We start from the raw sequence: 25,358 nt of genomic DNA, 5'->3' as shown, positions 1-25,358 counted from the left end.
CTTTGCCAAGGAGTGTTTTCCCGATGGAATACCGCAAGCTCGGCCGTACCGACCTCGATGTCAGCGCCCTGTGTCTGGGCACCATGACCTGGGGCGAGCAGAACACCCAGGACGAGGCCTTCGAGCAGATTGCCCTGGCCAAGGCCAGCGGCATCAACTTCATCGACACCGCCGAGATGTACCCGGTGCCGCCGCGCCCAGAGACCTACGCGGCCACCGAGCGCATCATCGGCAACTGGTTCCGCGCCAACGGCGACCGCGACGATTGGGTGCTGGCCAGCAAGGTCGCCGGCCCCGGCAACGGCATCAGCCACATCCGCGACGGCCAGCTCAAGCACAACCGCCAGCACATCGTCGCCGCGCTGGACGAAAGCCTCAAGCGCCTGCAGACCGACCGCATCGACCTCTACCAGTTGCACTGGCCGGAGCGCAGCACCAACTTCTTCGGCAAGCTCGGTTACCAGCACCTGGCCAACGACCTGTTCACCCCGCTGGAAGAGACCCTCGAGGTGCTCGAAGAGCAAGTGCGTGCCGGCAAGATCCGCCACATCGGCCTGTCCAACGAAACGCCGTGGGGCACCATGAAGTTCCTGCAGCTGGCCGACAGCCGTGGCTGGCCGCGGGCGGTGTCGATCCAGAACCCCTACAACCTGCTCAATCGCAGCTTCGAAGTGGGCCTGGCGGAAGTGGCGATCCGCGAGCAATGCGGCCTGCTGGCCTATTCGCCACTGGCGTTCGGCATGCTCTCGGGCAAGTACGAACACGGGGCCCGGCCAGAAAAAGGCCGCCTGACCCTGTTCAGCCGCTTCGCCCGCTACTCCAACCCACAGACCGTGGCGGCCTGCAGCCGTTATGTGCAACTGGCCCAGGCGCACGGCCTGGACCCGGCCCAGATGGCCCTGGCGTTCGTGACGCGGCAGCCGTTCGTGACCAGCAACATCATCGGTGCGACCGACCTGGTGCAGCTGCAGAGCAACCTCGACAGCCTGCAGCTGAACCTCAACGACGAACTGCTTACGGCAATCGAAGCAATTCATCAGGAGCAGCCAAACCCCGCGCCTTGAACAGCATGGGCCGCTTTGCGGCCCCTCTGCGACACGGGGTAGACACAATCGCCAAAAAATAAGACGATCCAGCCGGTGATTGACCACTCTACCCTATAAGAACAATGACAATGATGTTTACCCAACCCTCCGCGTCGTTGCGGCGCGTCAGCATCCTGGCCATTGACAAGGTGTTCGCTTCGACCCTGATGCAGGCCAAGGATTTCTTCCACCTCGCCAGTTTGCGCTACAGCAAGCAGCTGGGCCTGGGCTTGCAGCCCATGTTCGAGATTCGCCTGGTGAGCCCCGATGGCCAGCCGGTAGACAGCTTCAGCAATGTGCAACTGCCGGTCGATGGCGGTCTTGACGATGCCGACGTGATCATCCTCCCGGCCTTCTGGGAAGATTTCGACAACCTCCAGCAACGTTATCCGCAGGTGCTGCCATGGCTGCGCGAACAGCACGCCCGCGGCGCGGTGCTGTGCGCCGAAGCCAGCGGGGTGTTCTGGCTGGCCGAGTCCGGCCTGCTCGATGGCAAGGAGGCGACCACCTACTGGCGCTTCTTCAACAGCTTTGCCGAGCGCTACCCGAAGATCCGCCTCAATCAGGACAAGCACCTGACCGACGCCGACAACCTGTACTGCGCCGGCGGCACCACCTCAGCCTGCGACCTGTACATCTATCTGATCGAGCGCTTCTGCGGCGCCAATGTAGCGCGTGCCGTGGCCCGCGACATCCTCTATGAAGTGCAGCGCAACTACACCCCGGGGCGAATGGGCTTTGGCGGGCAGAAGCTGCACCAGGACCTGATCATCCTGCAGATCCAGCACTGGCTGGAGGAACACTTCGCCGACAAGTTCCGCTTCGAGGACGTGGCCCGCAACCATGGCATGAGCATTCGCAACTTCATGCGCCGTTTCCAGGGAGCGACTGGGGACAAGCCGTTGCACTATCTGCAGCGGTTACGCATCGAAACGGCCAAGGGACTGTTGTCGAGCACACGCAAGAGCATCAAGACCATCAGTTATGAGGTCGGCTATGACGATGCCAGTTTCTTTGCGCGGTTGTTCCGACAGCACACGGAGTTGTCGCCGAATCAGTATCGGCAGCAGTTCATACAGGAAGCCTGAGGCCAATGGGGCTGCTGCGCAGCCCATCGCCGGCAAGCGCGGCTCCTACAGGTATTGTACAAGCCTGTGGGTCAGCGCCCATCCTGTGGGAGCCGCGCTTGCCGGCGATGGGCCGCGAAGCGGCCCCAGTGCCTTAAGGCTTGTGAGCGCGCGACAGGAATTCGTGCGACTGCATTTCCAGCAGGCGGCTCAGGGTCCGCTGGAACTCGAAGCTCAGGCGACCGCCGGTGTACAGGTCTTTGAGCTCCACCTCGGCCGAGATGATCAGCTTGACGTTGCGGTCGTAGAACTCGTCCACCATGTTGATGAAGCGGCGGGCGATGTCGTCGGTAGTGACGCCCATCTGCTCCACGTTGCTCAGCAACACGGCGTGAAAGATCTTGCCCAGCTCAATGTAGTCGTTCTGGCTGCGCGGCCCGTCGCACAGGGCGCGGAAGTCGAACCAGGCGACGTCGTCGCAGGTGCGCAGGGCATTGATCGGGCGGTTTTCGATCATCAGCACGTCGTTCTCGACGGCCTGCGTGCACTCGGGCGTCATCGCCTTGAAGCTGGCGCGCATGCTCTGGTGCGCCGCGTCATTGAGTGGGAAGTGGAACAGTTCGGCCTGTTCCAGGTGACGCAGGCGGTAGTCGACGCCGCTGTCGACGTTCACCACGTCGGTGTACTGCTTGATCATGGCGATGGCGGGCAGGAAGCGCGCGCGCTGCAAGCCGTCCTTGTACAAGCCGTCAGGGACGATGTTGGAAGTCGCCACCAGCGAGACACCGTTCTTGAACAGCTCTTCCATCAAGGTGCCGAGGATCATGGCATCGGTAATGTCGGAAACGAAGAATTCGTCGAAGCAGATCACCTTGGCTTCTTCGCTGAAGCGCTTGGCGATGATGGTCAGCGGGTTCTTCTCGCCCTTGAGGGTTTTCATTTCCTCGTGGACGCGTTTCATGAAGCGGTGGAAGTGCGTGCGCATCTTCTGCTTGAACGGCAGCGCTTCATAGAAGGTGTCGACCAGATAAGTCTTGCCACGCCCCACCCCACCCCAGAAGTACAGGCCTTTGACTGGCGTCTGCTCCTTCTTGCCGAACAGCTTGCCGAACACGCCCGGCTTGTTGTTCTGCGCGTGCACCAGGTCGTCGTACAGACGCTGCAGGTGACGTACCGCAGTTTCCTGCGCCGCGTCATGGAAGAAGTCGGGACGTTTCAGATCTGCTTGATATCGTTCTAGGGGCGTCATGATTTCGTTAGCGAGGCAACAAAAAACGGGCCGTCACTGTAGCGACAGGCCCGCTTAATGGCAATGCGACTTGCGTCAATATGCCTCATTCAAGGCTTTTTTACGCTGTATGGCACCGGCTTCGCCGGTGATCGCGGGCAAGCCCGCTCCTACAGGCAATATGCCTCAGTCTTGTTGTGGCTGAAGCGCTACACGCAGGCTTTCGATGGCCGAATCACGGGCTTCGGCGCTGTCGAACTGCGGCCCGTCAGCGACCTGCTCGTCATTGAGCCACAGGCTGAAGCCCAGGCCGTCAACGCGCACGTCGGCGTCACCGCCCTGCTGCAGCTGCTTGCTCACGGCACCGGCGCTCTTGCCGTCGGCGAAGCTGCGCGACAGCAGCAGTTGCTCGCCATCGGCGGCCAGTAGGCGGAAGCGGAAGCTGCCGTCTTCGTCTCGGAAACTGACGAAGCGCGCGCTCTTGGCGGCTTTCTTCTTCACTTCGGTACTGGCTTGCACGCTGCTGCGGAAAGAACGCAAGCCAACAGCCTCACGCAGCTGCTCGAGGAACGGGGTGGCGATCTTGCGGGCCTTGGCGGCACCGGCGAGGAGGATGTCCTCCAGATCTGCCGGGCGCGAAATCAGCTGGTGGTAGTGCTCGCGCTTCTCGGCCAGCTGGCTGTCGAGCAGCTGGAACAAGCGTTGCTTGGCTTCGCCCCAACCGAGGCCCTGCAGCAGCTCTTCGCGGAATTCGGCGCACTGTGATGGCGTCGAGAAGGCCTGGAACAGGGTGAACAGGTGCGAATTGTCCGGATCTTTGGCTTCGCCAGGCGCACGCGAGTCGGTGACGATGCGCGAGATGGCGTCTTTCATGTCCTTGGCGCTGGTGAACAGCGGGATGGTGTTGTCGTAGCTCTTGGACATCTTGCGACCGTCCAGGCCCGGCAGGGTCGCCACGCTCTCCTCGATCACCGCCTCCGGCAGGGCGAAGAAGTCGTTGCCCTGGCCGAACAGGTGGTTGAAGCGCTGGCCGATGTCGCGGGCCATTTCCACGTGCTGGATCTGGTCACGGCCGACCGGCACCTTGTTGGCGTTGAACATCAGGATGTCTGCAGCCATCAGCACCGGGTAGCTGTAAAGGCCCATGGTCACGCCGGCATCCGGGTCTTCGCCGGTTTCCAGGTTCTTGTCCACCGAGGCCTTGTAGGCGTGGGCGCGGTTGAGCAGGCCCTTGGCGGCAACGCAGGTCAGCAGCCAGGTCAGCTCGGGGATCTCGGGGATATCGGACTGACGGTAGAAGGTCACCTTGGCTGGATCAAGGCCACCGGCCAGCCAGGTGGCGGCGATTTCCAGGCGCGAGCGCTGGATGCGCAGCGGGTCGTCGCACTTGATCAGGGCGTGGTAGTCGGCCAGGAAGTAGAACGAGTCGACACCCGGCTGCTGGCTGGCGACGATCGCCGGGCGGATGGCGCCGGCGTAGTTGCCCAGGTGCGGGGTGCCGGTGGTGGTGATACCGGTAAGGATGCGCGTGGTCATGGGTGTTCGCTTATTCAGGCTTGGCTCAGTTCGAAAGGCGCGGCAGCAGCAGATCCTTCAGATCGGTCAGCTTGCCATGGAAGAAGTGTCCGCATTCTGCCACTTTCAGCAGCTCATGGGGGCGCCCCAGTGCGTCGGACCATTCGTAAACCAGCTGCGGATCGACGACTTCGTCAGCGTCAGGCTGCACCACGGTGATCGGGCAGCGCTGCGGCAGCGGGAAGTCGGCGGTCAGCCGCATCACCGCCGGGGCGATCATGAACAGCTGTTGCAACTCCACGCCTTGCGCTTCCAGGCGCCCGGCCAGGCTGGTGGCGACAAAGCCGCCGAACGAGAAGCCCATCAGTACCAGCGGCAGCTCAGGGTGCTTCGCACGCAGCCACGCGGCGGCGGCCTCGGCATCAGCCACTTCGCCCGCGCCCATGTCATGGCTGCCGGCGCTCTGGCCAACGCCGCGGTAGTTGAAGCGCAAGGTCACGTAGCCGGCGTCGCGGGCGGTGCGCTGCAGGGTCGAGACCACCTTGTTGAGCATGGTGCCACCCTGGACCGGGTTGGGGTGGCAGATCAGCACCGCACCGCGGGCATCGGCCACGTCCAGGTACAAGGCTTCCAGCTGGCCGATCGGGCCGTCGATGAACAAGGGGGTTTCGCGGACAAGCAAGGCACTACTCCGTGACCTCGAAGGGGGTCGTTTCGTCTAGGTGAGGAATTCTGTTCTGATTTGCGATCGCTCGCGGTATACAGCGCAGGTCTGAGCCGTTAACGTAAAGCAAAGCCGTTTATAGAGGAAGGACTCGTGGAACTCTCGCTCCTTGTTTGGTTGTTGCCAACCCTGGCCCTGGTCATCGGTGTGGCGGTCGGTTTCATCGTGGCCCGCCTGTTGCCCAACGCGGCGCCCAGCAGCACCCAGCGTCAGCTGGATGATATCCAGCAGCGCTTCGACAGCTACCAGAACCAGGTGGTTACCCATTTCAACAGCACCGCGGTACTGGTCAAGAAGCTGACCCAGAGCTACCAGGACGTGCAGGATCACCTGGCTGACGGCGCCAACCACCTGGCGCTCGACGAGCTGACCCGCCAGCGCCTGCTGGCTGCCTTGCACTCGGAAGGGACCCAGGGTCCACGTGACCGCCTGACCCCGCCGAAGGACACCGCCGAGGTGCCACGTGACTATGCACCGAAGTCGCCCAACTCGCCGGGCATGCTCGACGAGAGCTACGGGCTCAAGCGCTGAGCCGCAGACACGCAAAAGGCCTCGAAAGAGGCCTTTTTCTTGCGTGATCGATACTGGTCAGGCAACCCCGCCGCGGCGGGGTACCCATTCAGATCAAGGCTTGCGCCACGATTGACCACCCTCATCGTCATCTCCGCCAGCGCGGCGAATGATCAGGTCAAGGTCGTTTGCAGACATTTTCATGGTGATACTCCTCTTGGATGCGCTGGTCATTGCACCAGCCCGTCCAGAGTGCTCGCGCCGCCCCAGGGCAAGGCATCGGGCAGCGCTTCCTGAACCGTACTTCATGCGCAGGCGCTCAACGCCTGCCCGACATCCGTCAACAGATCCTCGACATCCTCCAGCCCTACCGACAGACGCACCAAACCTTCTGAGATGCCATGGTGCGCTCGCTCTTCGGGCGTATAGCTGGAATGGGTCATGCTCGCCGGATGCTGCGCCAGCGACTCGGCATCGCCCAGGCTCACCGCCCGGGCAAACAGTTGCAGCGCATTCATGAAACGCCGCCCGGCATCGATCCCGCCCTTGAGCTCGAAAGCGATCATTCCGCCTGGCAAACGCATCTGCCGCTGCGCCAGTTCGTATTGGGCAAACGATGGCAGCCCCGGATACTGGATCAGCTCGACCTGCGGCTGACGGGCGAGAAACTCGGCCACCTGCTGGGCATTCGCGCAATGGCGATCCATGCGCAACGCAAGCGTCTTGATGCCGCGCATCAACAGCGAGGCATCATGTGGCGACAGCACCGCGCCGGTCATGTCCTTGAGGCCTTCCAGGCGAATCCGGTCCACCAGCGCTTTGCGCCCGATCACCAGCCCGGCCGTGATATCACCGTGGCCACTGAGGTACTTGGTCGCCGAATGCACGACCAGATCAGCCCCCAGCTCCAGTGGCCGCTGCAGGTAGGGCGTGCAATAGGTGTTGTCGACCACGATATGCAGGTCGTGCCCCCGCGCCGCTTCGGCCACCGCCGCGATATCGACCAGTTGCATGTTCGGGTTGGCCGGGGTTTCAAAGTAGATCATCCGGGTTTTGTGGGTGATGGCAGCTTTTAGCGCCTTGGCGTCATTAAGATCGACATGACGAACCTTGACCCCGAACTCACCGATGCCATGGTGCATGAAGGCGAAAGTGCAGCCATACACCGTGCGCCCGACGATCAGCTCGTCACCGGGCCGCAGCAAGGTCCACAAGGTCGAGGTGATGGCCCCCATGCCCGACGCCAGCGCAAGGCCGGCCTCGCCCCCTTCCAGCGATGCCATCCGCTGCTCCAGCAAGCCCAGGGTCGGGTTGGAGATGCGGCTGTAGAAGTGCCCGCCCTCCTCCCCGGCAAAGCACGCTGCGCCGTATTCAACGTTAGGGAAGGCATAGGTTGCAGTCTGGTAAACCGGTGGCACCAGGGCGCCGCCGTGGGAAAGCGGGTCGTAGCCATGATGGATGGCGCGGGTGGAAAAACCGGTGTTGTTATGGGAGTCGCGCATGGCAACAGCCTCTGGTGGTTTGTTATAAGCTTATGCCACCGAGCTGCCTGAATTTTTCCAAAATAGCCCACGCATTCGCGCCTGTTTTGGAAAGAAAACAACAAATACAACACCAGGAGGGCAAAACATGCCTTCAAGCCTCGACCGTACCGACCGCGCTCTGCTCGCCGCCCTGCAGGACAACGCCCGCCTTACCATCTCCGAACTCGCCGACCAGGTTGCGCTGACCACTTCGCCCTGCTGGAGAAGAGTGAAATTACTGGAAGACAGCGGCTATATCACCGGATACCAGGCCATCTTGTCGCCCAAGTCGCTGGGGTTTGGGGTGACTGCGTTCGTTAGTATCATGATGGACTCGCATACCAAAGAGATGGCTTTGGCGTTCGAGCGAAGGCTGATGGAGATTCCCGAGATTGTGTCTTGCCACAACATATCCGGACGTTACGACTTTCTGCTGGAGATTCTGGCGAGGGATCTGGAATCGTTCGGGGAATTCACCCGGGAAGTGCTGCAGCGGTTGCCAGGGGTGAAGGAGATTTATTCGAGTTTTTCCTACAAGGCTGTTAAGGAAAAGCGCGTTATTCCTGTTTCCGAAAAGCACATTTAAATCAGATCTTTCCGGTCAGCAGGAATACTCCTACTGATTGACGAGCAGCGCCTGACATACAGGAAAAACTGCCTGGAGCACGCTTTGCCATGTAGCGACCAGGAGGATGACTACATGGCTCAAAATGAAACCGTCAAATTTGGTGAACCCTTCCGTGATTCCCGCGGTGCGCTGAATCTGAATGAGGGCGTCTTGACGCGCGCGCAAGCCCCGGATCGAGTGCCTCTCAGCCCGTTGCCCCCGTTGTCCGGGACCGGCTATGGCGGCTGGGGGCTGGGGGCTGGATGCAGGGCGAGCTCGAGGTACTGGAGGGCCTAGCCCTTTCGCCCAGGAAAAAGGCTGGCGAACGGTTTTCGGCGAGGAGTTTACTGCCGTCAACAATATCCACGCCGAACAATATGCACCCGCTCTTGAGCAACTTCCCATGCAAATCAGCGCTGAGCGCGCTGCCATCGAACAACAGGCAATCGCGGGATCTGCAGCTCAACCCGTCCAGCATCTGGAGCTACGCCAACAGCTTGCCACGATGAGCTTGCAACAAAGGCGCGCCGAGTATCTTCAGATCGCCCCGGTGGCAACCAGCTTCTACGGTGCCATTCCTTTTTATAAACGCTACGACTCCTTCGCCACCCGGTTGAACGACGATGGCGCATTCCCGATCGGCACCTCTGGCGAGGCATGGGGCCAACAGATCTGGGAGACTTTCAACGCTTCTGTCGATGCCGCCTACCGCCTGCACATCGCAGCGCAGAAGTTTCAGGCGTTGGCGGCGGACCTGCCGGAAATGGCTCGCCAGGTTGACGAGGCAGAAATTGCGCAACCTGCTGTCGACCTCCCCAAAGCCATCGAACGGCGGTATGGGCAAATTCTTCATGAACAGCAGATCTGCTTCGACTGCCTGCCCAGCTTCCTGCAACACCAAGTGGCTCAATCCACCCCAACCCATGAAACCGATACCCTCATCCAGCGTTTTTCGGCCTATGTAAACGCCGCCAATGCGTTGATCGCAGCGAAGCAAGCCGAGATACCCGCTTCCAACGATTCCAACCCGAACATCGTCGGGCCACTTTCCAAGCCTCAAACCGAGGCACTGCAAGACCTCGTCGATGAACAGGCCAACCGCCGAGCCGGCGTGCTTTGGGCGGATTACCACCGGGCACTGGCGCTCACAGAGTCCATTCGCTATTTGCAGCAGTTCAGCGCATCCATGGCGAACCTCACCCAGCGAGCGCTGGAAATGGAACAACTGCAGGCAAGGCTTGCAGCCGAACGTGCAGCGGCCGAGGAGGCTGCACGTCAGCAAGCAGAAGCAGCGCGGATAGCTGCCGAAGAGGCCGCACGCCAGCAAGCAGAAGCCGAACGGATAGCTGCCGAAGAAGCCGCACGTCAGCAAGCGGAAGCTGAACGGATAGCTGCCGAAGAATCGGCCCGGCGCCAAGTCGAGGCAGCACGCCAACGCATCAGTTACATCAACGACACCCACTCTTCTGCCTCTGCTACGACCGTCATTCTGATCGGGCTGGCGACCTTTGCTGCGGATGTCGCGTCGGTTGCTATTCGCGGAGCGATCATCGCAGCAGTAGGTCGATTGGCTACCACAACGGCCTCCTTGGCTGTAGCCATACTTTCGGCAGCCTGGCCTGCAACGCTGGGTAATTCGGAAAGGCGGTACCTGATCAGCACTCCTCTTTCCAGCCTTTCCCCACCAGACGGGCCTGACCTGGCCGCCCTCGCCCTTTCATCAGCCAGCGTGGACGTGCCTTATTTACTTGCTGGTAGTGAAGACGCAAACGACATCAGCCTGTACGTGGTTCCCGGCGGTAAGGCAGTGCCGGTAAGGGCCGCAACATTTGATACTGAACGGCAGGTTTACAGCCTCGCACTGGAGAACCCACAGCGCATCCTGACCTGGACACCCGCCAGCCCGCCCGGAGGTGGTGAAGGTAGCTCCACTAGCCTGCCACCCGCTCCGCCGGGCACGATTGTTTACACCGGCAGCAGCCTCAACCCTGTAAGCAACACAACGGAAAGCTATCCTGCACTGGATCTTCTCGATCAGGAACGGCTGATCATCACCTTCCCGATCGACTCGGGATTGCCGCCTATCCTGGTGGTATTCAAGAGTCCGAGGTTTGAGGCTGGGACCTCCATTGGACAAGGCGTGCAGGTTACAGAGACATGGCGCGCGCAGGCCGCCAGCCGTGAAGGTGCGCCAATCCCTGCTCAGATTGCCGATCTGCTCAGAGGTGTTGAATTCAGAAACTTTGATGCGTTCCGGCGACGGTTCTGGAAGTCTGTGGCTAACGATCCTGAGCTTTCTAAACAATTCAGTGAAAGGGACCTAGTGCGCATGAGGAAAAATGGAAATGCACCATTGGTGAATGACGAGGACATTTACATGAGCCAGATGACCTTCGCGATCCATCACGTCCTACCAATAAGTGAAGGCGGTGGTGTTTACGACATGAGCAATTTGAGAATCGTAACGCCAAGGGTGCATAACACCATCCATTACGGAGAAAAGCCATGATACTCAAGGAAAATCTAAGTGATTACACAGAGCAGGAATTCCTGGAGTTTCTAGCTGAAATCGACAGAGCAAACGAGGACGAGCCGGACGAGGTACTCACGCCTTTACTGCAGCATTTCAGAAAAGTAACTGAGCATCCTTCTGGAATAAATCTCCTGTACAGACCAGCCACCCCAGAAGATGGTAATCCGGAGAAAATTATAGAAATCATTAAGTCCTGGCGACTAGCCAACGGGAAAAGCGGCTTTAAGTCATAACCAACATATGCCCCGCCTTCACGGGGCATATCACTCCTAGATCCTGAATATTCCTACACGCTCATCAAAAAAACCTCACACCAAATGCAGCACGGTGAATATTCCCCAAACAAGCACAGCCATGATCCATGCATCACTTCAAGAGAGAAACGCTGTCATGGCTATGCACCTCCCAGAGCACATCGCAAAGAAGCTGGCAGAGCAAAGCTTCGCCAACTTCGACGACTTCTCTCAGTCCTTCTGGACGGCCCTCGCCGAGGACCCAGTCTATTCACACCAATTCGTCACTTCCCAACTCAACCGTATCAAGCAAGGCTGGCCACCCCGCGCGCCTTTCTGCGAGACGGCCAAAGGCGTGCGCAACTATCAGATCTGCCACCTCGACCCGCCCACCATGGGCGGTGCGATGTACGACGTCGAGAACCTGCGGATCATGAGTGCCCTGCAGTATGCGCTGTCTTCGGAGGTGGACTGGTGATCAGTCAAAAACACTCTCTTGCCGACTACACCTGCGCCGAATTCAGGACGGTGGTTGAGGAATTGCTACAGGCATCTGGCACCTCCGTCTGGCAGGATCGCTTGCTCGAACACTTTATCGAGATAGCCGGACATCCAGATGGCTCTGACCTCCTCTACTACCCGGCAAACGAACTGGAGGGCTGCGCCGTGGGCGTGATCGCACGGATCATCGCTTGGCGAAAGTCAAAAGGACTTCCCCTGTTCAAGGACATGCAATGAACAAATCTGTAAGGGTGTTGATGCTGTTTCTAACAGGTTGGGTAGACCGGAAAAGTCCTTTTGTTGCCTGACCAGCAGAACCAGAAATTTGCTACCAAGTGCCTGTCTTAAGTTGTGTGGTGGCGCGCAAATCGAGCGCCGCGCGGGCGGCGCTCGATCTCATAGGCGCCGAAAAAAACCACGGCCAGCACCTGCCAGCCCCAAATGCGTATTTCCGCCCAAAAAACAAAAAACCCCGCCGAAGCGGGGTTTTTCACAAGCAGCAATACTTAGATCGCGCCACGCTGACGCAGCACATCCAGCACCTGCTTCACGCCTTCTTCAACGCTGGTGTTCTGGGTATCGATCACCAGGTCAGCATCCAGCGGCACATCGAACGGGAAGCTTTCGCCCGGGATGTTGTCGCCACCGGCTGCATACAGGCCCTGTGGGTCACGCTCACGGCACGCCAGCGGCGAGGCCTGAACGTAAACGGTGACCAGGCGCTCCTTGCCGATCAGCGCCTTGGCCTGCTCGCGGCCTTCGGCATCCGGGGCGACGAACGCAGCCAGGGTCAGCAGGCCGGCTTCGTTGAACTGGCGCGCCACGTGGGCGGCGCGACGCCAGTTCTCGGTACGGCCGGCGCGGTCCTGTGGCAGGCCCTTGTTCAGGTCGTGGCGCAGGTTCTGGCCATCGAGCACGTATACCGCACGGCCCATGTCGAACAACTTGCGCTCGACGGCGTAGGCCAGGGTGCTCTTGCCAGCTCCGGACAGGCCGCTGAACAGCACGGTGGCCGGCTGCTGGCCGAAGCGCAGGGCGCGCTCTTCGGTGGCCACGTGAGCGAGCTTGCCATGCTGGCCGGTGCCGCCGTGCGGCAGGACTGGCGGTGCGATGATCATGCCGGCGCCGACGGTGCCATTGGTCAGGCGGTCAATGACGATGAACGCACCGGTGGTGCGGTTGCTGTCGTAACCGTCCAGGGCGATCGAGGTGTCCAGGGCAACCTTGACGCGGCCGATCTCGTTCAGCTGCAGTGCGCTGGCAGCGCCCTGCTCCAGGGTGTTCACATCGACCTTGTGGGTGATGCTGGCAATCGAGCCCGGCACATAGCTGGTGGCGCGCTTGATGTCGTATTTCTTGCCCGGCAGCATCGGCTCCTCGGCCATCCACACCAGCATGGCGTCGAACTGGTCGGTAACTGGCGGCACGTTATCGGCGTGCACCAGCAGGTCGCCACGGGAGATGTCGATCTCGTCTTCCATGGTCAGGGTCACGGCCTGGCCCGGGCCGGCGTTCTCCAGTTCACCTTCGTAGGTGACGATGGACTTGACCCGGCTGCTCTTGCCCGACGGCAGCACCACCACTTCGTCACCCTTGTGCACCACGCCGCTGGCGATGGTGCCGGCGAAGCCGCGGAAGTTCAGGTTCGGACGGTTGACGTACTGCACCGGGAAGCGCAGGTCGGTGAAGTTGCGGTCAGCCGCCACTTCGACGGTTTCAAGGATTTCCATCAGCGTCGGGCCGGCGTACCACGGCGACTGCTCGCTGTGGTTGACCACGTTATCGCCCTTGAGCGCCGACATCGGCACGAAGTGCAGGCTGCTCGGTTTCAGGTTGATGGCGTCGGCGAACTTCAGGTAGTCGGCCTTGATCGACTCGAACACGCCTTCATCGAAGCCTTTGAGGTCCATCTTGTTGACCGCGACCACGATGTGCTTGATGCCCAGCAAGGATGCGATGTAGCTGTGGCGACGGGTCTGGGTCTGCACGCCGTAGCGGGCATCGACCAGGATGATCGCCAGGTCGCAGGTGGACGCGCCGGTGGCCATGTTGCGGGTGTACTGCTCGTGGCCCGGCGTGTCGGCGATGATGAACTTGCGCTTGGCGGTTGAGAAGTAGCGGTAGGCGACATCGATGGTGATGCCCTGCTCGCGCTCGGCCTGCAGGCCGTCGACCAGGAGCGCCAGGTCGACTTCTTCGCCGGTGGTGCCGACTTTCTTCGAATCACGGGTGATGGCCTCGAGGTGGTCCTCGTAGATCATCTTCGAGTCGTGCAGCAGGCGCCCGATCAGGGTGCTCTTGCCATCGTCGACGTTGCCGCAGGTCAGGAAGCGCAGCAGTTCCTTGCGCTCGTGCTGGGCCAGGTAGGCGAGGATGTCCTCGCTGATCAGATCAGATTGGTGCGACATGGAGTAACCCTGAAATTAGAAGTAGCCTTGACGTTTCTTGTCTTCCATGGAACCGGCGCCATCGTGGTCGATGACACGGCCCTGGCGTTCGGACGTACGGGTCAGGAGCATTTCCTGAATGATGTCCGTCAGGGTCTCGGCTTCCGACTCGACAGCGCCCGTCAGCGGGTAGCAGCCAAGGGTACGGAAACGCACCTTCTTCTTGACGATGCGCGCCTTCTCTTCCTCGGAGAGGTGCTCGAGGATGCGATCGTCGTCGATCATGATCAGGGTGCCGTTCTTCTCGATGACTTCACGCTCGGCGGCGAAGTACAGCGGCACGATCGGGATGCCTTCGAGGTAGATGTACTGCCAGATGTCCAGCTCGGTCCAGTTCGACAGCGGGAAGACGCGGATCGACTCGCCCTTGTTGACCTTGCCGTTGTACACGTTCCACAGCTCCGGGCGCTGGTTCTTCGGGTCCCAGCGGTGCTTGCTGTCACGGAACGAGTAGACGCGCTCCTTGGCCCGCGACTTCTCTTCGTCGCGGCGCGCGCCACCGAAGGCGGCGTCGAAACCATGCTTGTCCAGCGCCTGCTTGAGGCCCTGGGTCTTCATGATATCGGTGTGCTTGGAGCTGCCATGGGTGAACGGGTTGATGCCCTGCGCCACACCCTCGGGGTTGACGTGGGTGATCAGCTCCAGGCCCATTTCCTCGACCATCTTGTCGCGGAAGCTGTACATCTCCTGGAATTTCCACTGGGTGTCGACGTGCATCACCGGGAACGGCAGCTTGCCCGGGAAGAAGGCCTTGCGCGCCAGGTGCAGCATCACGGCGGAATCCTTGCCGATCGAGTACAGCATCACCGGGTTATCGAACTCGGCGGCCACCTCGCGGATGATGTGGATGCTCTCCGCCTCCAGCTGTTTCAAGTGCGTCAGTTTGTCGACCATGGCTACTCACGAAAAAACACGAAAAACGATCTTATGGACGGCCTGCGGGCCGTGTTCGAGCGAGCCACTTTATCACAGCGGCTGCTTCTATTTAGGAGGCGGGCTAGATCGAAAAAGTCTAACGATATGACTGTGGGTTTGGGCTGGCAGGTCCGGCCCTTTCGCGGGTAAAGCAGCTCCCACAGGCTCGGTGCGATCCCTGTGGGAGCGGGTTTACCCGCGAAGCAGGCGACGCCGATCTCAGATGGGATTCGGGCAGTCGATGAACAGGTGCTCCAGAGCAAACCGCCGCGCCAGGTAATCACCCAGCGCCTGCACGCCATACCGCTCGGTGGCATGGTGACCCGCGGCAACGAAGCTGACCCCGTTCTCCCGGGCACTGTGATAGGTCTGCTCTGACGCCTCGCCAGTGAGGTACAGGTCCACCCCCGACGCAATCGCCGTATCGATGTATCCCTGCCCGCCCCCGGTGCACCAGCCGACCCGGCGGATCATTTGGTCGCCCTCGACCAGCAACGGCTCACGTCCGAGCACTTCCTGCACCCGCCGGGCAAAATCACGTGCAGTCACCGGCTCCGCCAGGGAGCCAACCAGCCCGACCACCTTGGGGTTTTCCGGGTCCAGCGGCCCTTCGACGGTGATATCCAGCTGCCGCGCCAGTTGCACGTTGTTGCCGACCTCAGGGTGGACATCCAGCGGCAGATGAAAGGCCAGCAGGCTGATGTCGTGCTTCAGCAAGGTCTTCAACCGGCGCTGACGGATCCCGGTAACGCACGGGTTCTCGCCCTTCCAGAAGTAACCATGGTGCACCAGGATCAGGTCGGCCTCGGCCTCGACTGCGGCATCCAGCAAGGCCTGGCTGGCGGTGACGCCGCTGACGATGCGGCTGACCTGCGGCCGGCCCTCGACCTGCAGGCCATTGGGGCAATAATCCTGGATCTTCGCGCTGCCCAGGTAGCGTTCGGCTTCCTCGACCAGGGTGTTGAGTGCCACGGCCATGAAAATCTCCTCGAAATCTGCGTTTTTCACGGGCGCAACGCCTGCAGAACGCCCGTATAATGCCGGCCATTATGGGCCGTCGCCGGCATCGGGGGAACCGGTGTATGATCGCGCGCGCTCATGCCCCACTGCGCGGCCTCAGGCCCCCGCTCTTTCCAGGACTCGTTCATGTTCAAGGCTTTGCGTTACTTCGGCTGGCCCCTGCTAACCGGTATTCTGATCGCCGTACTGATCATCCAGCGCTACCCGGAGTGGGTCGGTCTGCCCAGCCAGGACGTCAACCTGCAGCAAGCCCCGCAAACCACGCGGATCATGCAGGGCCCGGTGTCCTACGCCGACGCCGTGACCCTCGCCGCCCCGGCCGTGGTCAACCTGTACACCACCAAGGTGGTGAACAAGACTGCTCACCCGCTGTTCGAAGACCCGCAGTTCCGCCGCTTCTTCGGAGACAACCTGCCCAAGCAGCGCCGCTGGGAGTCGAGCCTGGGTTCGGCGGTGATCATGAGCCCCGAGGGATATTTGCTGACCAACAACCACGTGACCAGCGGCGCCGACCAGATCGTCGTGGCCCTGAAGGACGGCCGGGAAACCCTGGCGCGGGTGATCGGTAGCGACCCGGAAACCGACCTGGCGGTGTTGAAGATCGACCTGAAGAACCTGCCAGCCATCACCATCGGCCGCTCCGACAACATCCACATCGGTGATGTGGTACTGGCCATCGGCAACCCGTTCGGCGTTGGCCAGACCGTGACCATGGGCATCATCAGTGCCACGGGCCGCAACCAGCTGGGCCTGAACAACTACGAAGACTTCATCCAGACCGACGCGGCGATCAATCCGGGCAACTCCGGTGGTGCGCTGGTCGACGCCAATGGCAACCTGGTCGGTATCAACACCGCGATTTTCTCCAAGTCCGGCGGCTCCCAAGGTATCGGCTTCGCCATCCCGATCAAGCTGGCGCTTGAAGTGATGAAGTCGATCGTCGAACACGGCCAGGTGATTCGCGGTTGGCTGGGCATCGAGGTGCAACCGTTGAGCCAGGAACTGGCTGAATCGTTCGGCATGCAGGGCCGCCCAGGCATCGTGGTGGCCGGTATCTTCCGCGACGGCCCGGCGCAGAAGGCCGGGTTGCAGCTGGGTGACGTGATCCTGAGCATCAACGGCGAACCGGCGGGTGACGGGCGCAAGTCGATGAATCAGGTAGCGCGGATCAAGCCGACCGACAAGATCACCATCGAGGTGATGCGCAATGGTCAGCAGCTGAAGCTGATTGCCGAGGTGGGGCTGCGCCCGCCTCCGGCGCCGGCTGCCAACCCGGAAAATAATTAAGCATTCGAGAGGGGCCGCAAAGCGGCCCCTTTTCTTTGCTTCAGTGCAGGATCTGGCTGAGGAACAGCTTGGTCCGGTCACTGCGCGGTCGGTCGAAGAAGTCATCCGGCGCGGCCTGCTCGACGATCTCCCCCTTGTCCATGAAGATCACCCGATTCGCCACGGTGCGGGCAAAGCCCATTTCGTGGGTCACGCAGAGCATGGTCATGCCGTCCTCGGCCAGGCCGACCATGGTGTCGAGCACTTCCTTGACCATCTCCGGGTCCAGCGCCGAGGTCGGTTCGTCGAACAGCATGATCTTCGGCTTCATGCACAACGCCCGGGCAATCGCCACGCGCTGCTGCTGGCCACCCGACAACTGCCCCGGGAACTTGTGGGCCTGCTCCGGAATGCGCACCCGCTCCAGGTAGTGCATGGCGATTTCCTCGGCCTTGCGCCGGGGCATCTTGCGCACCCACATCGGCGCCAGAGTGCAGTTTTCCAGAATGCTCAGGTGCGGGAACAGGTTGAAGTGCTGGAACACCATGCCCACCTCGCGGCGGATCGCCTCGATCTGCTTGAGGTCGTTGGTCAGCTCCACGCCATCGACCACGATGCGGCCCTGCTGGTGCTCTTCCAGGCGGTTGAGGCAGCGGATGGTGGTCGACTTGCCGGAGCCGGACGGGCCACACAGGACGATGCGCTCGCCCTGGCGCACGTTCAGGTTGATGTCCTTGAGCACATGGAACTGGCCGTACCACTTGTTCACGCCCTGCATCTGGATTATGCCCTCGGGGCCGGCAGGCTGCTTGATCGCTTCACTCATTTCGAAACTCCTAACGCTTGTGGCCAGTGTCCAGCTTGCGCTCCAGGTGCATGGAGTAGCGGGACATACCGAAACAGAAAATCCAGAACACCAGGGCGGCGAACACATAGCCCTCGGTGGCCATGCCCAGCCAGGCCGGGTCGGCAGCGGCTTGCTTGACGCTGTTGAGCAGGTCGAACAGGCCGATGATGATCACCAGGCTGGTGTCCTTGAACAGGGCAATGAAGGTGTTGACGATGCCGGGGATCACCAGCTTGAGCGCCTGCGGCAGAATCACCAGGCCCATCGAACGCCAGTAACCCAGGCCCATGGCCGCGGCGGCTTCGTACTGGCCCTTGGGAATGGCCTGCAGACCGCCGCGGACCACCTCGGCCACATACGCCGACTGGAACAGGATCACCCCGATCATCGCCCGCAGCAGCTTGTCGAAGCTCATGCCTTCCGGCAGGAACAACGGCAGCATCACCGACGACATGAACAGCACGGTGATCAGCGGCACACCACGCCAGAACTCGATAAAGGTCACGCAGACCACCTTCACCGCCGGCATCCGCGAGCGCCGCCCAAGGGCCAACAGGATGCCCAGCGGCAAGGCACCGACGATCCCCACGGTGGCGATAACCAGGGTCAGCATCAGGCCGCCCCACTGACTGGTGGCGACGTTGCTCAGGCCCAGTACACCGCCGTGCAACAAGGTGTAGGCAAGCACCGGGTACAGCACCAGGAAGCCCAGGCCGTAGACGGCCTTGCGCGGGAAGCGCTTGATGAACAGCGGCGCTGCGCCGAGCACGGCCAGCCACACGGTGAGGTCCACGCGCCAGCGCAACTCGACCGGGTAGTAGCCGTACATGAACTGGCCGAAGCGCTGCTGCACGAACACCCAGCAGGCGCCCTCTTTGGTGCAGTCGGCGCGGGTGGTGCCGACCCAGTTGGCGTCGATGAACGCCCACTGCACCAGCGGTGGCACGATCAGCCACACCAGGTAAACGGCGAACAGGGTCAGCAGGGTGTTGAGCCAGCTGGAGAACAGGTTTGCACGCATCCATGCGAGCACGCCGACGGTTTTCACCGGTGGCGGCATGTCGGGTTTGAAAACATGGGCATTCACGGGCGTATCCTCACCGCTCGATCAGCGCAATGCGCTTGTTGTACCAGTTCATCAGCAGCGAAATGCTGATGCTGATGGCGAGATAGACACTCATGGTGATGGCAATCACCTCGATGGCCTGGCCGGTCTGGTTGAGCACGGTACCGGCGAACAGCGAGACCATCTCCGGGTAGCCGATGCCGGCCGCCAGCGACGAGTTCTTCGCCAGGTTCAGGTATTGGCTGGTCAGCGGCGGAATGATCACCCGCAGTGCCTGGGGGATGATCACCTTGCGCAGCGTCGGGCCGTCGCGCAGGCCGAGCGAGTGGGCAGCTTCGGTCTGGCCGTGGCTCACCGAACGAATGCCCGAGCGCACGATCTCGGCAATGAAGGCCGCCGTGTAGATGGTCAACGCCAGGGTTAGCGCCAGCAGCTCAGGGATCAACACCCAGCCGCCGACGAAGTTGAAGCCCTTGAGCTGCGGCACCTCCCAGTGAACCGGGCTGCCGAACAGCAGCGCGCAGGCGCCTGGAATGGCGATGAGCAGCGCCAACCCCACCCAGAACTTGTGGAAAGGCTCGCCGGTTTCGTCGAAACGCTTGTTGGCGTAACGCACCATCGCCACGATCGCCACCAGCGCCAGCACCAGGGCAACGACGAACGGCCAGAAGCCATCGGCCATCGAGGCACCCGGCATGTTCAAGCCACGATTGCTGATGAAAAAGGTGTCGTCGATGTTGATGCTGCCCCTAGGCCCCGGCAGGGTCAGGAACACCGCGAAGTACCAGAACAGGATCTGCAGCAGCGGCGGGATGTTGCGGAAGGTTTCCACGTACACGGTCGCCAGCTTGCTGATCATCCAGTTGGGCGACAGCCGCGCCACGCCGATGATGAAGCCGAGGACGGTCGCCAGTATCACGCCAATGAACGTCACCAGCAGGGTATTGAGCAGGCCGATGACGAACACCCGCGCGTAGCTGTCGGACTCCACGTAGGGAATCAGGTGCTGGGCGATACCGAAGCCAGCGCTACGCTCGAGGAAGTCGAAACCCGAAGTGATGCCCCGGTGTTGCAGGTTGGTCTGGGTATTGTGGAACAGGTACCAGCCCAGGCCCACCACGAAGACGATCGTGAGAATCTGGAACAGCCAGGCGCGCACACGCGGGTCGTTCAGGGACAGCCCCTTGGGTGCGCCAATTTGATTTTGCATGAAGTGCCCCGAGAAATAGGGTTCGAACAACCTGCGACGGCGGGATGCCGCCGCAGGGTGCAGCCATCAGCGCACAGGTGGCGCGTACTGGATGCCGCCGTTGTTCCACAGGGCGTTCATGCCACGGTCGATCTTCAGGTCGGTGCTCTGGCCCAGGTTCTTCTCGAACACTTCGCCGTAGTTGCCGACTTGCTTGACGATCTGCACTACCCAGTCTTTGGGCAGCTTGAGGTCCTTGCCATATTCCCCGTCTGCGCCCAGCAGGCGGGCGACGTCCGGGTTCTTGGTGGACTTGGCCTCGGCCTCGACGTTCTTCGAGGTGATGCCGGCCTCTTCGGCATTGAGCATGGCGAACAGGGTCCACTTGACGATGCTGAACCAGTCTTCGTCGCCTTTACGCACCACCGGGCCCAGGGGCTCCTTGGAGATGGTTTCCGGCAGTACCACGTATTCGGTCGGCGCGGCCAGCTTGGAACGCTGGGCGAACAACTGCGACTTGTCCGAGGTGAGCACGTCGCAACGGCCGGACTCCAGCGACTTGGCGCTCTCGTCGGAAGTGTCGAAGGTGATTGGGGTGTACTTCAGGCCATTGGCACGGAAGAAGTCCGACACGTTCAGTTCGGTGGTGGTACCGGCCTGGATGCAGATAGTCGCGCCGTCGAGTTCCTTGGCGCTGGAAACGCCGAGCTTCTTGTTGACCAGGAAGCCAACGCCGTCGTAGTAGGTGACGCCGGCGAACACCAGGCCCATGCCGGCATCGCGCGAGCTGGTCCAGGTGGTGTTGCGCGACAGCACGTCGACTTCGCCCGACTGCAGGGCGGTGAAGCGTTCCTTGGCGTTGAGCTGGCTGAACTTGACCTTGGTCGCGTCACCGAACACAGCGGCGGCCACGGCGCGGCAGACGTCGGCGTCGATACCGACGATCTTGCCCTGCGCATCAGGCACTGAGAAGCCCGGAAGACCGTCGCTCACGCCACACTGGACGAAGCCCTTCTTCTTTACCGCATCGAGGGTGGCGCCGGCCTGGGCGGTGCTCACGGCGCCCAGTGCAGCGGCAGCGGTCAGGACTGCCAGGGTGGTTTTCAACATCTTCATTCACAACCTCCAAATCGCTCTTGTTGTATGAGCCGGAATTGCACCGCACCCTTATGAGGCGCATCCGACCCGTGTTGGCTTGTTCTTGGGTCAATTGGCGCAATGAGCTGTTCTGTGACAGCCTTCGCGTGCAAAGGGTGTTACCGTCACGGCCTGCCCTTTGCATCGAATGAAGAATTGCAAAGCGCGTACCAGATTTGTTGGCTGTAGCGTTTAAGCGATCGTCAAGTAGGGAAAGTTGTATCGTTGCGACATTCTTTTTCTGACAATCAATTGCAGCGCCTTCTTTTCACGCACGCCATAACAAGACCCGCACTCTTTCGGAGCAGTCATGACCAACCCGCTGATTCTCGAACCCCAGAAAACCGCTGACGCCTGTGTGATCTGGTTGCACGGTTTGGGTGCCGACCGTTACGACTTCCTACCTGTGGCCGAATTCATGCAGGAGCGCCTGCCCAGCACCCGTTTCGTCATGCCCCAGGCACCGACCCGCCCGGTGACCATCAATGGCGGCTACGCGATGCCCAGCTGGTACGACATCAAGGCCATGACCCCGGCCCGCGCCATCGACGAAGCGCAGCTGGAAGAATCGGCCGAGCAGATCATCGGCCTGATCAAGGCCGAGCAGGCCAAGGGCATCAACCTGTCGCGGATCTTCCTCGCCGGTTTCTCCCAGGGCGGTGCGGTGGTGCTGCACACTGCCTATATAAAGTGGCAGGAAGCACTGGGCGGCGTCATCGCCCTGTCCACCTACGCTCCGACTTTCACCGACAGCCACCAGCTGAGCGCCTGCCAGCAACGCACCCCGGCCCTGTGCCTGCACGGCATGCACGACCCGGTGGTGATTCCGTCCATGGGCCGTACCGCGTTCGAATACCTCAATACCTGGGGAGTCGCCGCTCGCTGGCACGAATACCCGATGGAGCACGAGGTGGTGGTCGAGGAACTGAGCGATATCCACGACTGGCTGAGCAAGCAATTGCAATAAGCCAACCCCACCTGTAGTTGTGGGAGTTTTCCGCTACGCCGCGCCCAGATCTTGCATTACACTGCCCGGCGTACATTCCTTAACCAGTTGATGAGACGATCGTGCTCAAGGCACTCAAGAAAATATTCGGCAAAGGAGACGCCGCGCCTCAGGCCGTCGCTCCTGCTGCCAGCGTGACGCCAACGGCGCCCGCCCCCACCGCAGAGGCCAGGCCCGAGCCGAAACCGGCCGCGCCCCGCGCCAAGCCCACCACCAAACCCGCCGCCAAGGTAGAAGCAGCTGCCGACGCCCCAGCGCCTGCCGACAAGCCGGCCAAGGACAAACCACGTCGCGAACGCAAGCCCAAGCCCCAGGCGAGCCTGTGGAAGCCGGAAGACTTCGTGGTCGAGCCGCAGGAAGGCAAGACCCGTTTCCACGACTTCAAGCTCTCCAACGAGCTGATGCACGCCATCCACGACCTCGGTTTCCCGTACTGCACCCCGATCCAGGCGCAGGTGCTGGGTTACACCCTGGCTGGTCAGGACGCCATCGGTCGCGCCCAGACCGGTACTGGCAAGACGGCAGCGTTCCTGATTTCGATCATTTCCCAGCTGCAGCAGACGCCACCGCCGAAAGAGCGCTACATGGGCGAGCCGCGCGCGCTGATCATCGCGCCAACCCGCGAGCTGGTGGTGCAGATCGCCAAGGACGCCGTGGCCCTGACCAAGTACACCGGCCTGAATGTGATGAGCTTCGTCGGCGGCATGGACTTCGACAAGCAGCTGAAGGCCCTGGAAGCCCGCCATTGCGACATCCTGGTAGCCACCCCCGGCCGCCTGCTGGACTTCAACCAGCGTGGCGAAGTGCACCTGGACATGGTCGAGGTGATGGTGCTGGACGAAGCCGACCGCATGCTCGACATGGGCTTCATCCCCCAGGTACGGCAGATCATCCGCCAGACCCCGCCGAAGAGCGAACGCCAGACCCTGCTGTTCTCCGCCACCTTCACCGATGACGTGATGAACCTGGCCAAGCAGTGGACTACCAACCCGGCGATCGTCGAGATCGAGCCGGAGAACGTCGCCAGCGAAACGGTCGAGCAACACGTGTATGCGGTGGCCGGCAGCGACAAGTACAAGCTGCTGTACAACCTGGTGACCCAGAACAAATGGGAACGGGTGATGGTGTTCGCCAACCGCAAGGACGAGGTACGCCGCATCGAGGAAAAACTCGTGCGCGACGGCATCAATGCCGCGCAGTTGTCGGGTGACGTGCCACAGCACAAGCGTATTCGCACCCTCGAAAACTTCCGTGAAGGGCGCATCACCGTGCTGGTGGCCACCGACGTGGCCGGGCGCGGGATTCACATCGATGGCATCAGCCATGTGATCAACTTCACCCTGCCGGAAGACCCGGACGACTACGTGCACCGCATTGGCCGCACCGGGCGTGCGGGTGCTGAAGGCGTATCGATCAGCTTTGCTGGTGAGGATGACTCCTACCAGTTGCCGGCAATCGAAGAGCTGCTGGGGCGCAAGATCAAGTGCGAAATGCCGCCGGATGACCTGCTGAAGCCAGTGCCGCGCAAGCATCACTGATTCATCAGCGCTAGCCTCGCCCTCGTAGGAGCGGCCTTGTGTCGCGAAAGGGTCGCGAAGCGGCCCCGACAATCTCCGCATTTATGCTGAAATCCTGGGGCCGCGTCGCGGCCCTCTCGCGACACAAGGCCGCTCCTACAAGGGGCCAGTCCAGCCTTGACTACCAGCGCCCGGCGGCATCCTGGTCACTTTGCTTGCCTTCCACCCAGCGCGGCCCGTCCTGGGTATTTTCCTTCTTCCAGAACGGCGCCCGGGTCTTCAGGTAGTCCATGATGAAGTTGCAGGCATCGAACGCCGCCTGCCGATGGGCACTGGCCACACCGACAAAGACGATCGGCTCACCCGGCTCCAGCGCACCGATGCGGTGCAGCACCTCGACCTTGAGCAACGGCCAGCGCTGCTCGGCCTCGACCACGATCTTGGCCAGGGCCTTCTCGGTCATGCCCGGGTAATGTTCGAGGAACATCCCCGCCACGTCCCGACCATCGTTGAAATCGCGCACATAGCCGACGAAACCGACCACAGCGCCAACGCCGACATTGGCCGCATGCATGGCATTGACTTCAGCCCCTGCGTCGAACGCCCCGTGTTGCACTCGCACTGCCATGTTCAGCCTCCGGTCACCGGTGGGAAGAACGCCACTTCATCGCCCTCTTCCAGCGGCTCATCGAGCTTGCACAGCTCTTCATTGCGCGCACTCATCAGGTTCTGTTCGGCCAGCACCGCGTAATGCCCGCCCTTGGCCACCAGCGCCTGGCGCACATCGTCTACCACCTTGAACTCGCCTTCCAGACGCTCGGCATCAACGCCCAGCAGCTCGCGGTAACGGGCGAAATACATCACCTTGACCTTCATCACGCTTCCACCTTGTAGTGCCCGCTCTTGCCACCGACTTTTTCCAGCAGGCGCACCTGCTCGATGACCATGCCCTTGTCTACCGCCTTGCACATGTCGTAGATCGTCAGCGCAGCGACGCTGGCGGCGGTCAGCGCTTCCATCTCGACGCCGGTCTGCCCGGCCAGCTTGCAGCGGGCGACGATATGCACCGCATCTTCGCCGTAGGCGCTCAGTTCGACCTTGACGCTGGTCAGCATCAGCGGGTGGCACAACGGGATCAGGTCGCTGGTCTTCTTAGCCGCCTGGATACCGGCAATGCGCGCCACGGCGAACACATCGCCCTTGGGATGTTCGCCATCGACGATCATCTGCAAGGTCTGCGGCAACATGCGCACCCGCGCCTCGGCCACGGCTTCGCGCTCGGTCACGGCCTTTTCAGTGACGTCGACCATGTTGGCGCGCCCCTGGGAATCAAGATGAGTCAGCACTGCTCTGCTCCTGTGAAGGGAACAGAGAGTGTAAACCCGTGGGTCAGGATTGCGCAGCGGAAAAAAGCCGGGCAGC

The 25,358-nt window shown here is 61.4% G+C and carries 25 protein-coding genes; 11 read left to right on the top strand and 14 right to left on the bottom strand.

What is annotated here, in order from left to right; translation table 11 throughout:
• Positions 1–23 precede the first annotated feature (23 nt).
• Complete coding sequence (locus ACLEJU_RS00735) at positions 24–1,064, top strand: NADP(H)-dependent aldo-keto reductase (RefSeq protein ID WP_435421642.1); 1,041 nt, start codon at positions 24–26, stop codon at positions 1,062–1,064.
• A gap of 188 nt (positions 1,065–1,252) precedes the next feature.
• Positions 1,253–2,173 (top strand): GlxA family transcriptional regulator, encoded by a 921-nt coding sequence (locus ACLEJU_RS00730; protein ID WP_435421766.1) that lies wholly within the window; start codon positions 1,253–1,255, stop codon positions 2,171–2,173.
• A 133-nt stretch (positions 2,174–2,306) separates the two neighbouring features.
• On the opposite strand, the gene zapE is transcribed toward ACLEJU_RS00730, so the two are convergent.
• The 3 genes from zapE to ACLEJU_RS00715 form a co-directional block, all read right to left on the bottom strand.
• A complete protein-coding gene (gene zapE, locus ACLEJU_RS00725; RefSeq protein WP_435421643.1) occupies positions 2,307–3,401 on the bottom strand; it encodes a cell division protein ZapE in 1,095 nt (364 codons plus the stop codon).
• A 165-nt stretch (positions 3,402–3,566) separates the two neighbouring features.
• Positions 3,567–4,916, bottom strand: coding sequence for a tryptophan--tRNA ligase (locus ACLEJU_RS00720; RefSeq protein WP_435421644.1), 1,350 nt, complete (start codon positions 4,914–4,916; stop codon positions 3,567–3,569).
• A 25-nt stretch (positions 4,917–4,941) separates the two neighbouring features.
• Complete coding sequence (locus tag ACLEJU_RS00715; RefSeq protein WP_435421645.1) at positions 4,942–5,577, bottom strand: alpha/beta hydrolase; 636 nt, start codon at positions 5,575–5,577, stop codon at positions 4,942–4,944.
• 135 nt (positions 5,578–5,712) lie between these two features.
• On the opposite strand from ACLEJU_RS00715, the gene ACLEJU_RS00710 reads away from it, so the two are divergent.
• Complete coding sequence (locus ACLEJU_RS00710) at positions 5,713–6,150, top strand: YhcB family protein (RefSeq protein WP_027918018.1); 438 nt, start codon at positions 5,713–5,715, stop codon at positions 6,148–6,150.
• A gap of 284 nt (positions 6,151–6,434) precedes the next feature.
• Here ACLEJU_RS00710 and ACLEJU_RS00705 read toward each other — a convergent pair whose 3' ends face one another.
• Positions 6,435–7,631 carry a methionine gamma-lyase gene (locus ACLEJU_RS00705; protein ID WP_435421646.1) on the bottom strand — a complete coding sequence of 399 codons (1,197 nt, stop codon included), beginning with the start codon at positions 7,629–7,631 and terminating at the stop codon, positions 6,435–6,437.
• Between the two features lie 127 nt (positions 7,632–7,758).
• Between ACLEJU_RS00705 and ACLEJU_RS00700 the strand changes: the two genes are divergently transcribed.
• From ACLEJU_RS00700 to ACLEJU_RS00680, 5 genes are all read left to right on the top strand, one after another.
• Positions 7,759–8,238, top strand: coding sequence for an Lrp/AsnC family transcriptional regulator (locus tag ACLEJU_RS00700; RefSeq protein WP_435421647.1), 480 nt, complete (start codon positions 7,759–7,761; stop codon positions 8,236–8,238).
• 424 nt (positions 8,239–8,662) lie between these two features.
• Positions 8,663–10,768 (top strand): S-type pyocin domain-containing protein, encoded by a 2,106-nt coding sequence (locus tag ACLEJU_RS00695; RefSeq protein WP_435421648.1) that lies wholly within the window; start codon positions 8,663–8,665, stop codon positions 10,766–10,768.
• On the top strand, positions 10,765–11,025 hold the full coding sequence (locus tag ACLEJU_RS00690; protein WP_435421649.1) for a bacteriocin immunity protein: 261 nt from the start codon (positions 10,765–10,767) through the stop codon (positions 11,023–11,025). The genes ACLEJU_RS00695 and ACLEJU_RS00690 overlap by 4 nt, the downstream gene beginning before the upstream one ends.
• 121 nt (positions 11,026–11,146) lie before the next feature.
• Positions 11,147–11,503, top strand: coding sequence for an S-type pyocin (locus ACLEJU_RS00685; protein WP_435421650.1), 357 nt, complete (start codon positions 11,147–11,149; stop codon positions 11,501–11,503).
• The gene (locus tag ACLEJU_RS00680; protein WP_435421651.1) at positions 11,500–11,763 is read left to right on the top strand and encodes a bacteriocin immunity protein; all 264 of its coding nucleotides are present in this window, start codon (positions 11,500–11,502) and stop codon (positions 11,761–11,763) included. The genes ACLEJU_RS00685 and ACLEJU_RS00680 overlap by 4 nt, the downstream gene beginning before the upstream one ends.
• A 269-nt stretch (positions 11,764–12,032) precedes the next feature.
• Here the strand turns inward: ACLEJU_RS00680 and cysN are convergent, their stop codons facing one another.
• The 3 genes from cysN to ACLEJU_RS00665 form a co-directional block, all read right to left on the bottom strand.
• Positions 12,033–13,934 (bottom strand): sulfate adenylyltransferase subunit CysN, encoded by a 1,902-nt coding sequence (cysN, locus tag ACLEJU_RS00675; protein ID WP_435421652.1) that lies wholly within the window; start codon positions 13,932–13,934, stop codon positions 12,033–12,035.
• 15 nt (positions 13,935–13,949) lie between these two features.
• Entirely contained in the window at positions 13,950–14,867 is a 918-nt protein-coding gene (cysD, locus tag ACLEJU_RS00670) for a sulfate adenylyltransferase subunit CysD (protein WP_060508578.1), read from the bottom strand.
• 240 nt (positions 14,868–15,107) lie between these two features.
• Complete coding sequence (locus tag ACLEJU_RS00665; protein ID WP_435421767.1) at positions 15,108–15,866, bottom strand: Nif3-like dinuclear metal center hexameric protein; 759 nt, start codon at positions 15,864–15,866, stop codon at positions 15,108–15,110.
• 168 nt (positions 15,867–16,034) lie between these two features.
• Here ACLEJU_RS00665 and algW point away from each other — a divergent pair, with 168 nt between their 5' ends.
• Positions 16,035–17,195, top strand: a complete 1,161-nt coding sequence (gene algW, locus ACLEJU_RS00660) for a Do family serine endopeptidase AlgW (protein ID WP_435421653.1) — start codon at positions 16,035–16,037, stop codon at positions 17,193–17,195.
• Positions 17,196–17,235: 40 nt separating this feature from the next.
• Here the strand turns inward: algW and ACLEJU_RS00655 are convergent, their stop codons facing one another.
• From ACLEJU_RS00655 to ACLEJU_RS00640, 4 genes are all read right to left on the bottom strand, one after another.
• A complete protein-coding gene (locus ACLEJU_RS00655) occupies positions 17,236–18,000 on the bottom strand; it encodes an amino acid ABC transporter ATP-binding protein (protein ID WP_027918029.1) in 765 nt (254 codons plus the stop codon).
• 10 nt (positions 18,001–18,010) lie between these two features.
• Entirely contained in the window at positions 18,011–19,108 is a 1,098-nt protein-coding gene (locus ACLEJU_RS00650; protein ID WP_435421654.1) for an amino acid ABC transporter permease, read from the bottom strand.
• Positions 19,109–19,118: 10 nt separating this feature from the next.
• Positions 19,119–20,297, bottom strand: coding sequence for an amino acid ABC transporter permease (locus ACLEJU_RS00645; RefSeq protein ID WP_435421655.1), 1,179 nt, complete (start codon positions 20,295–20,297; stop codon positions 19,119–19,121).
• Positions 20,298–20,363: 66 nt separating this feature from the next.
• On the bottom strand, positions 20,364–21,392 hold the full coding sequence (locus ACLEJU_RS00640) for an amino acid ABC transporter substrate-binding protein (RefSeq protein WP_435421656.1): 1,029 nt from the start codon (positions 21,390–21,392) through the stop codon (positions 20,364–20,366).
• 331 nt (positions 21,393–21,723) lie between these two features.
• Between ACLEJU_RS00640 and ACLEJU_RS00635 the strand changes: the two genes are divergently transcribed.
• Together ACLEJU_RS00635 and rhlB are read left to right on the top strand one after the other, a co-directional pair.
• Positions 21,724–22,380 (top strand): alpha/beta hydrolase, encoded by a 657-nt coding sequence (locus tag ACLEJU_RS00635; RefSeq protein ID WP_435421657.1) that lies wholly within the window; start codon positions 21,724–21,726, stop codon positions 22,378–22,380.
• A 101-nt stretch (positions 22,381–22,481) separates the two neighbouring features.
• Positions 22,482–23,957, top strand: a complete 1,476-nt coding sequence (gene rhlB / locus ACLEJU_RS00630) for an ATP-dependent RNA helicase RhlB (protein WP_435421658.1) — start codon at positions 22,482–22,484, stop codon at positions 23,955–23,957.
• 160 nt (positions 23,958–24,117) lie between these two features.
• Here the strand turns inward: rhlB and moaE are convergent, their stop codons facing one another.
• Genes moaE through moaC form a run of 3 tightly spaced genes read right to left on the bottom strand, consistent with a single transcriptional unit; the run spans position 24,118 to position 25,282 of the window.
• On the bottom strand, positions 24,118–24,564 hold the full coding sequence (moaE, locus tag ACLEJU_RS00625) for a molybdopterin synthase catalytic subunit MoaE (protein ID WP_435421659.1): 447 nt from the start codon (positions 24,562–24,564) through the stop codon (positions 24,118–24,120).
• Positions 24,565–24,566: 2 nt separating this feature from the next.
• Positions 24,567–24,812 carry a molybdopterin converting factor subunit 1 gene (gene moaD / locus ACLEJU_RS00620; protein ID WP_435421768.1) on the bottom strand — a complete coding sequence of 82 codons (246 nt, stop codon included), beginning with the start codon at positions 24,810–24,812 and terminating at the stop codon, positions 24,567–24,569.
• Complete coding sequence (moaC, locus tag ACLEJU_RS00615) at positions 24,812–25,282, bottom strand: cyclic pyranopterin monophosphate synthase MoaC (RefSeq protein WP_435421660.1); 471 nt, start codon at positions 25,280–25,282, stop codon at positions 24,812–24,814. Before moaC ends, moaD begins: the two co-directional genes overlap by 1 nt.
• Positions 25,283–25,358 lie beyond the last annotated feature (76 nt).

This window comes from Pseudomonas sp. SMN11 (assembly GCF_052041945.1).
In the GTDB taxonomy this organism is placed as follows: Bacteria; Pseudomonadota; Gammaproteobacteria; order Pseudomonadales; family Pseudomonadaceae; genus Aquipseudomonas.
Note: the sequence above shows the minus strand (reverse complement) of the source record. Positions and strands in the feature narration are given on the sequence as shown.

What these genes read in the sequence shown, in the direction of transcription:
- ACLEJU_RS00735 (WP_435421642.1), top strand. Translation starts at nt 24, where the DNA reads ATGGAATACCGCAAGCTCGGCCGTACCGACCTCGATGTCAGCGCCCTG.
- ACLEJU_RS00730 (WP_435421766.1), top strand. Translation starts at nt 1,253, where the DNA reads ATGCAGGCCAAGGATTTCTTCCACCTCGCCAGTTTGCGCTACAGCAAG.
- zapE (WP_435421643.1), bottom strand. Translation starts at nt 3,401, where the DNA reads ATGACGCCCCTAGAACGATATCAAGCAGATCTGAAACGTCCCGACTTC.
- ACLEJU_RS00720 (WP_435421644.1), bottom strand. Translation starts at nt 4,916, where the DNA reads ATGACCACGCGCATCCTTACCGGTATCACCACCACCGGCACCCCGCAC.
- ACLEJU_RS00705 (WP_435421646.1), bottom strand. Translation starts at nt 7,631, where the DNA reads ATGCGCGACTCCCATAACAACACCGGTTTTTCCACCCGCGCCATCCAT.
- ACLEJU_RS00700 (WP_435421647.1), top strand. Translation starts at nt 7,759, where the DNA reads ATGCCTTCAAGCCTCGACCGTACCGACCGCGCTCTGCTCGCCGCCCTG.
- ACLEJU_RS00695 (WP_435421648.1), top strand. Translation starts at nt 8,663, where the DNA reads ATGCAAATCAGCGCTGAGCGCGCTGCCATCGAACAACAGGCAATCGCG.
- ACLEJU_RS00690 (WP_435421649.1), top strand. Translation starts at nt 10,765, where the DNA reads ATGATACTCAAGGAAAATCTAAGTGATTACACAGAGCAGGAATTCCTG.
- ACLEJU_RS00685 (WP_435421650.1), top strand. Translation starts at nt 11,147, where the DNA reads ATGATCCATGCATCACTTCAAGAGAGAAACGCTGTCATGGCTATGCAC.
- cysN (WP_435421652.1), bottom strand. Translation starts at nt 13,934, where the DNA reads ATGTCGCACCAATCTGATCTGATCAGCGAGGACATCCTCGCCTACCTG.
- cysD (WP_060508578.1), bottom strand. Translation starts at nt 14,867, where the DNA reads ATGGTCGACAAACTGACGCACTTGAAACAGCTGGAGGCGGAGAGCATC.
- ACLEJU_RS00665 (WP_435421767.1), bottom strand. Translation starts at nt 15,866, where the DNA reads ATGGCCGTGGCACTCAACACCCTGGTCGAGGAAGCCGAACGCTACCTG.
- algW (WP_435421653.1), top strand. Translation starts at nt 16,035, where the DNA reads ATGTTCAAGGCTTTGCGTTACTTCGGCTGGCCCCTGCTAACCGGTATT.
- ACLEJU_RS00655 (WP_027918029.1), bottom strand. Translation starts at nt 18,000, where the DNA reads ATGAGTGAAGCGATCAAGCAGCCTGCCGGCCCCGAGGGCATAATCCAG.
- ACLEJU_RS00645 (WP_435421655.1), bottom strand. Translation starts at nt 20,297, where the DNA reads ATGCAAAATCAAATTGGCGCACCCAAGGGGCTGTCCCTGAACGACCCG.
- ACLEJU_RS00640 (WP_435421656.1), bottom strand. Translation starts at nt 21,392, where the DNA reads ATGAAGATGTTGAAAACCACCCTGGCAGTCCTGACCGCTGCCGCTGCA.
- ACLEJU_RS00635 (WP_435421657.1), top strand. Translation starts at nt 21,724, where the DNA reads ATGACCAACCCGCTGATTCTCGAACCCCAGAAAACCGCTGACGCCTGT.
- moaE (WP_435421659.1), bottom strand. Translation starts at nt 24,564, where the DNA reads ATGGCAGTGCGAGTGCAACACGGGGCGTTCGACGCAGGGGCTGAAGTC.
- moaD (WP_435421768.1), bottom strand. Translation starts at nt 24,812, where the DNA reads ATGAAGGTCAAGGTGATGTATTTCGCCCGTTACCGCGAGCTGCTGGGC.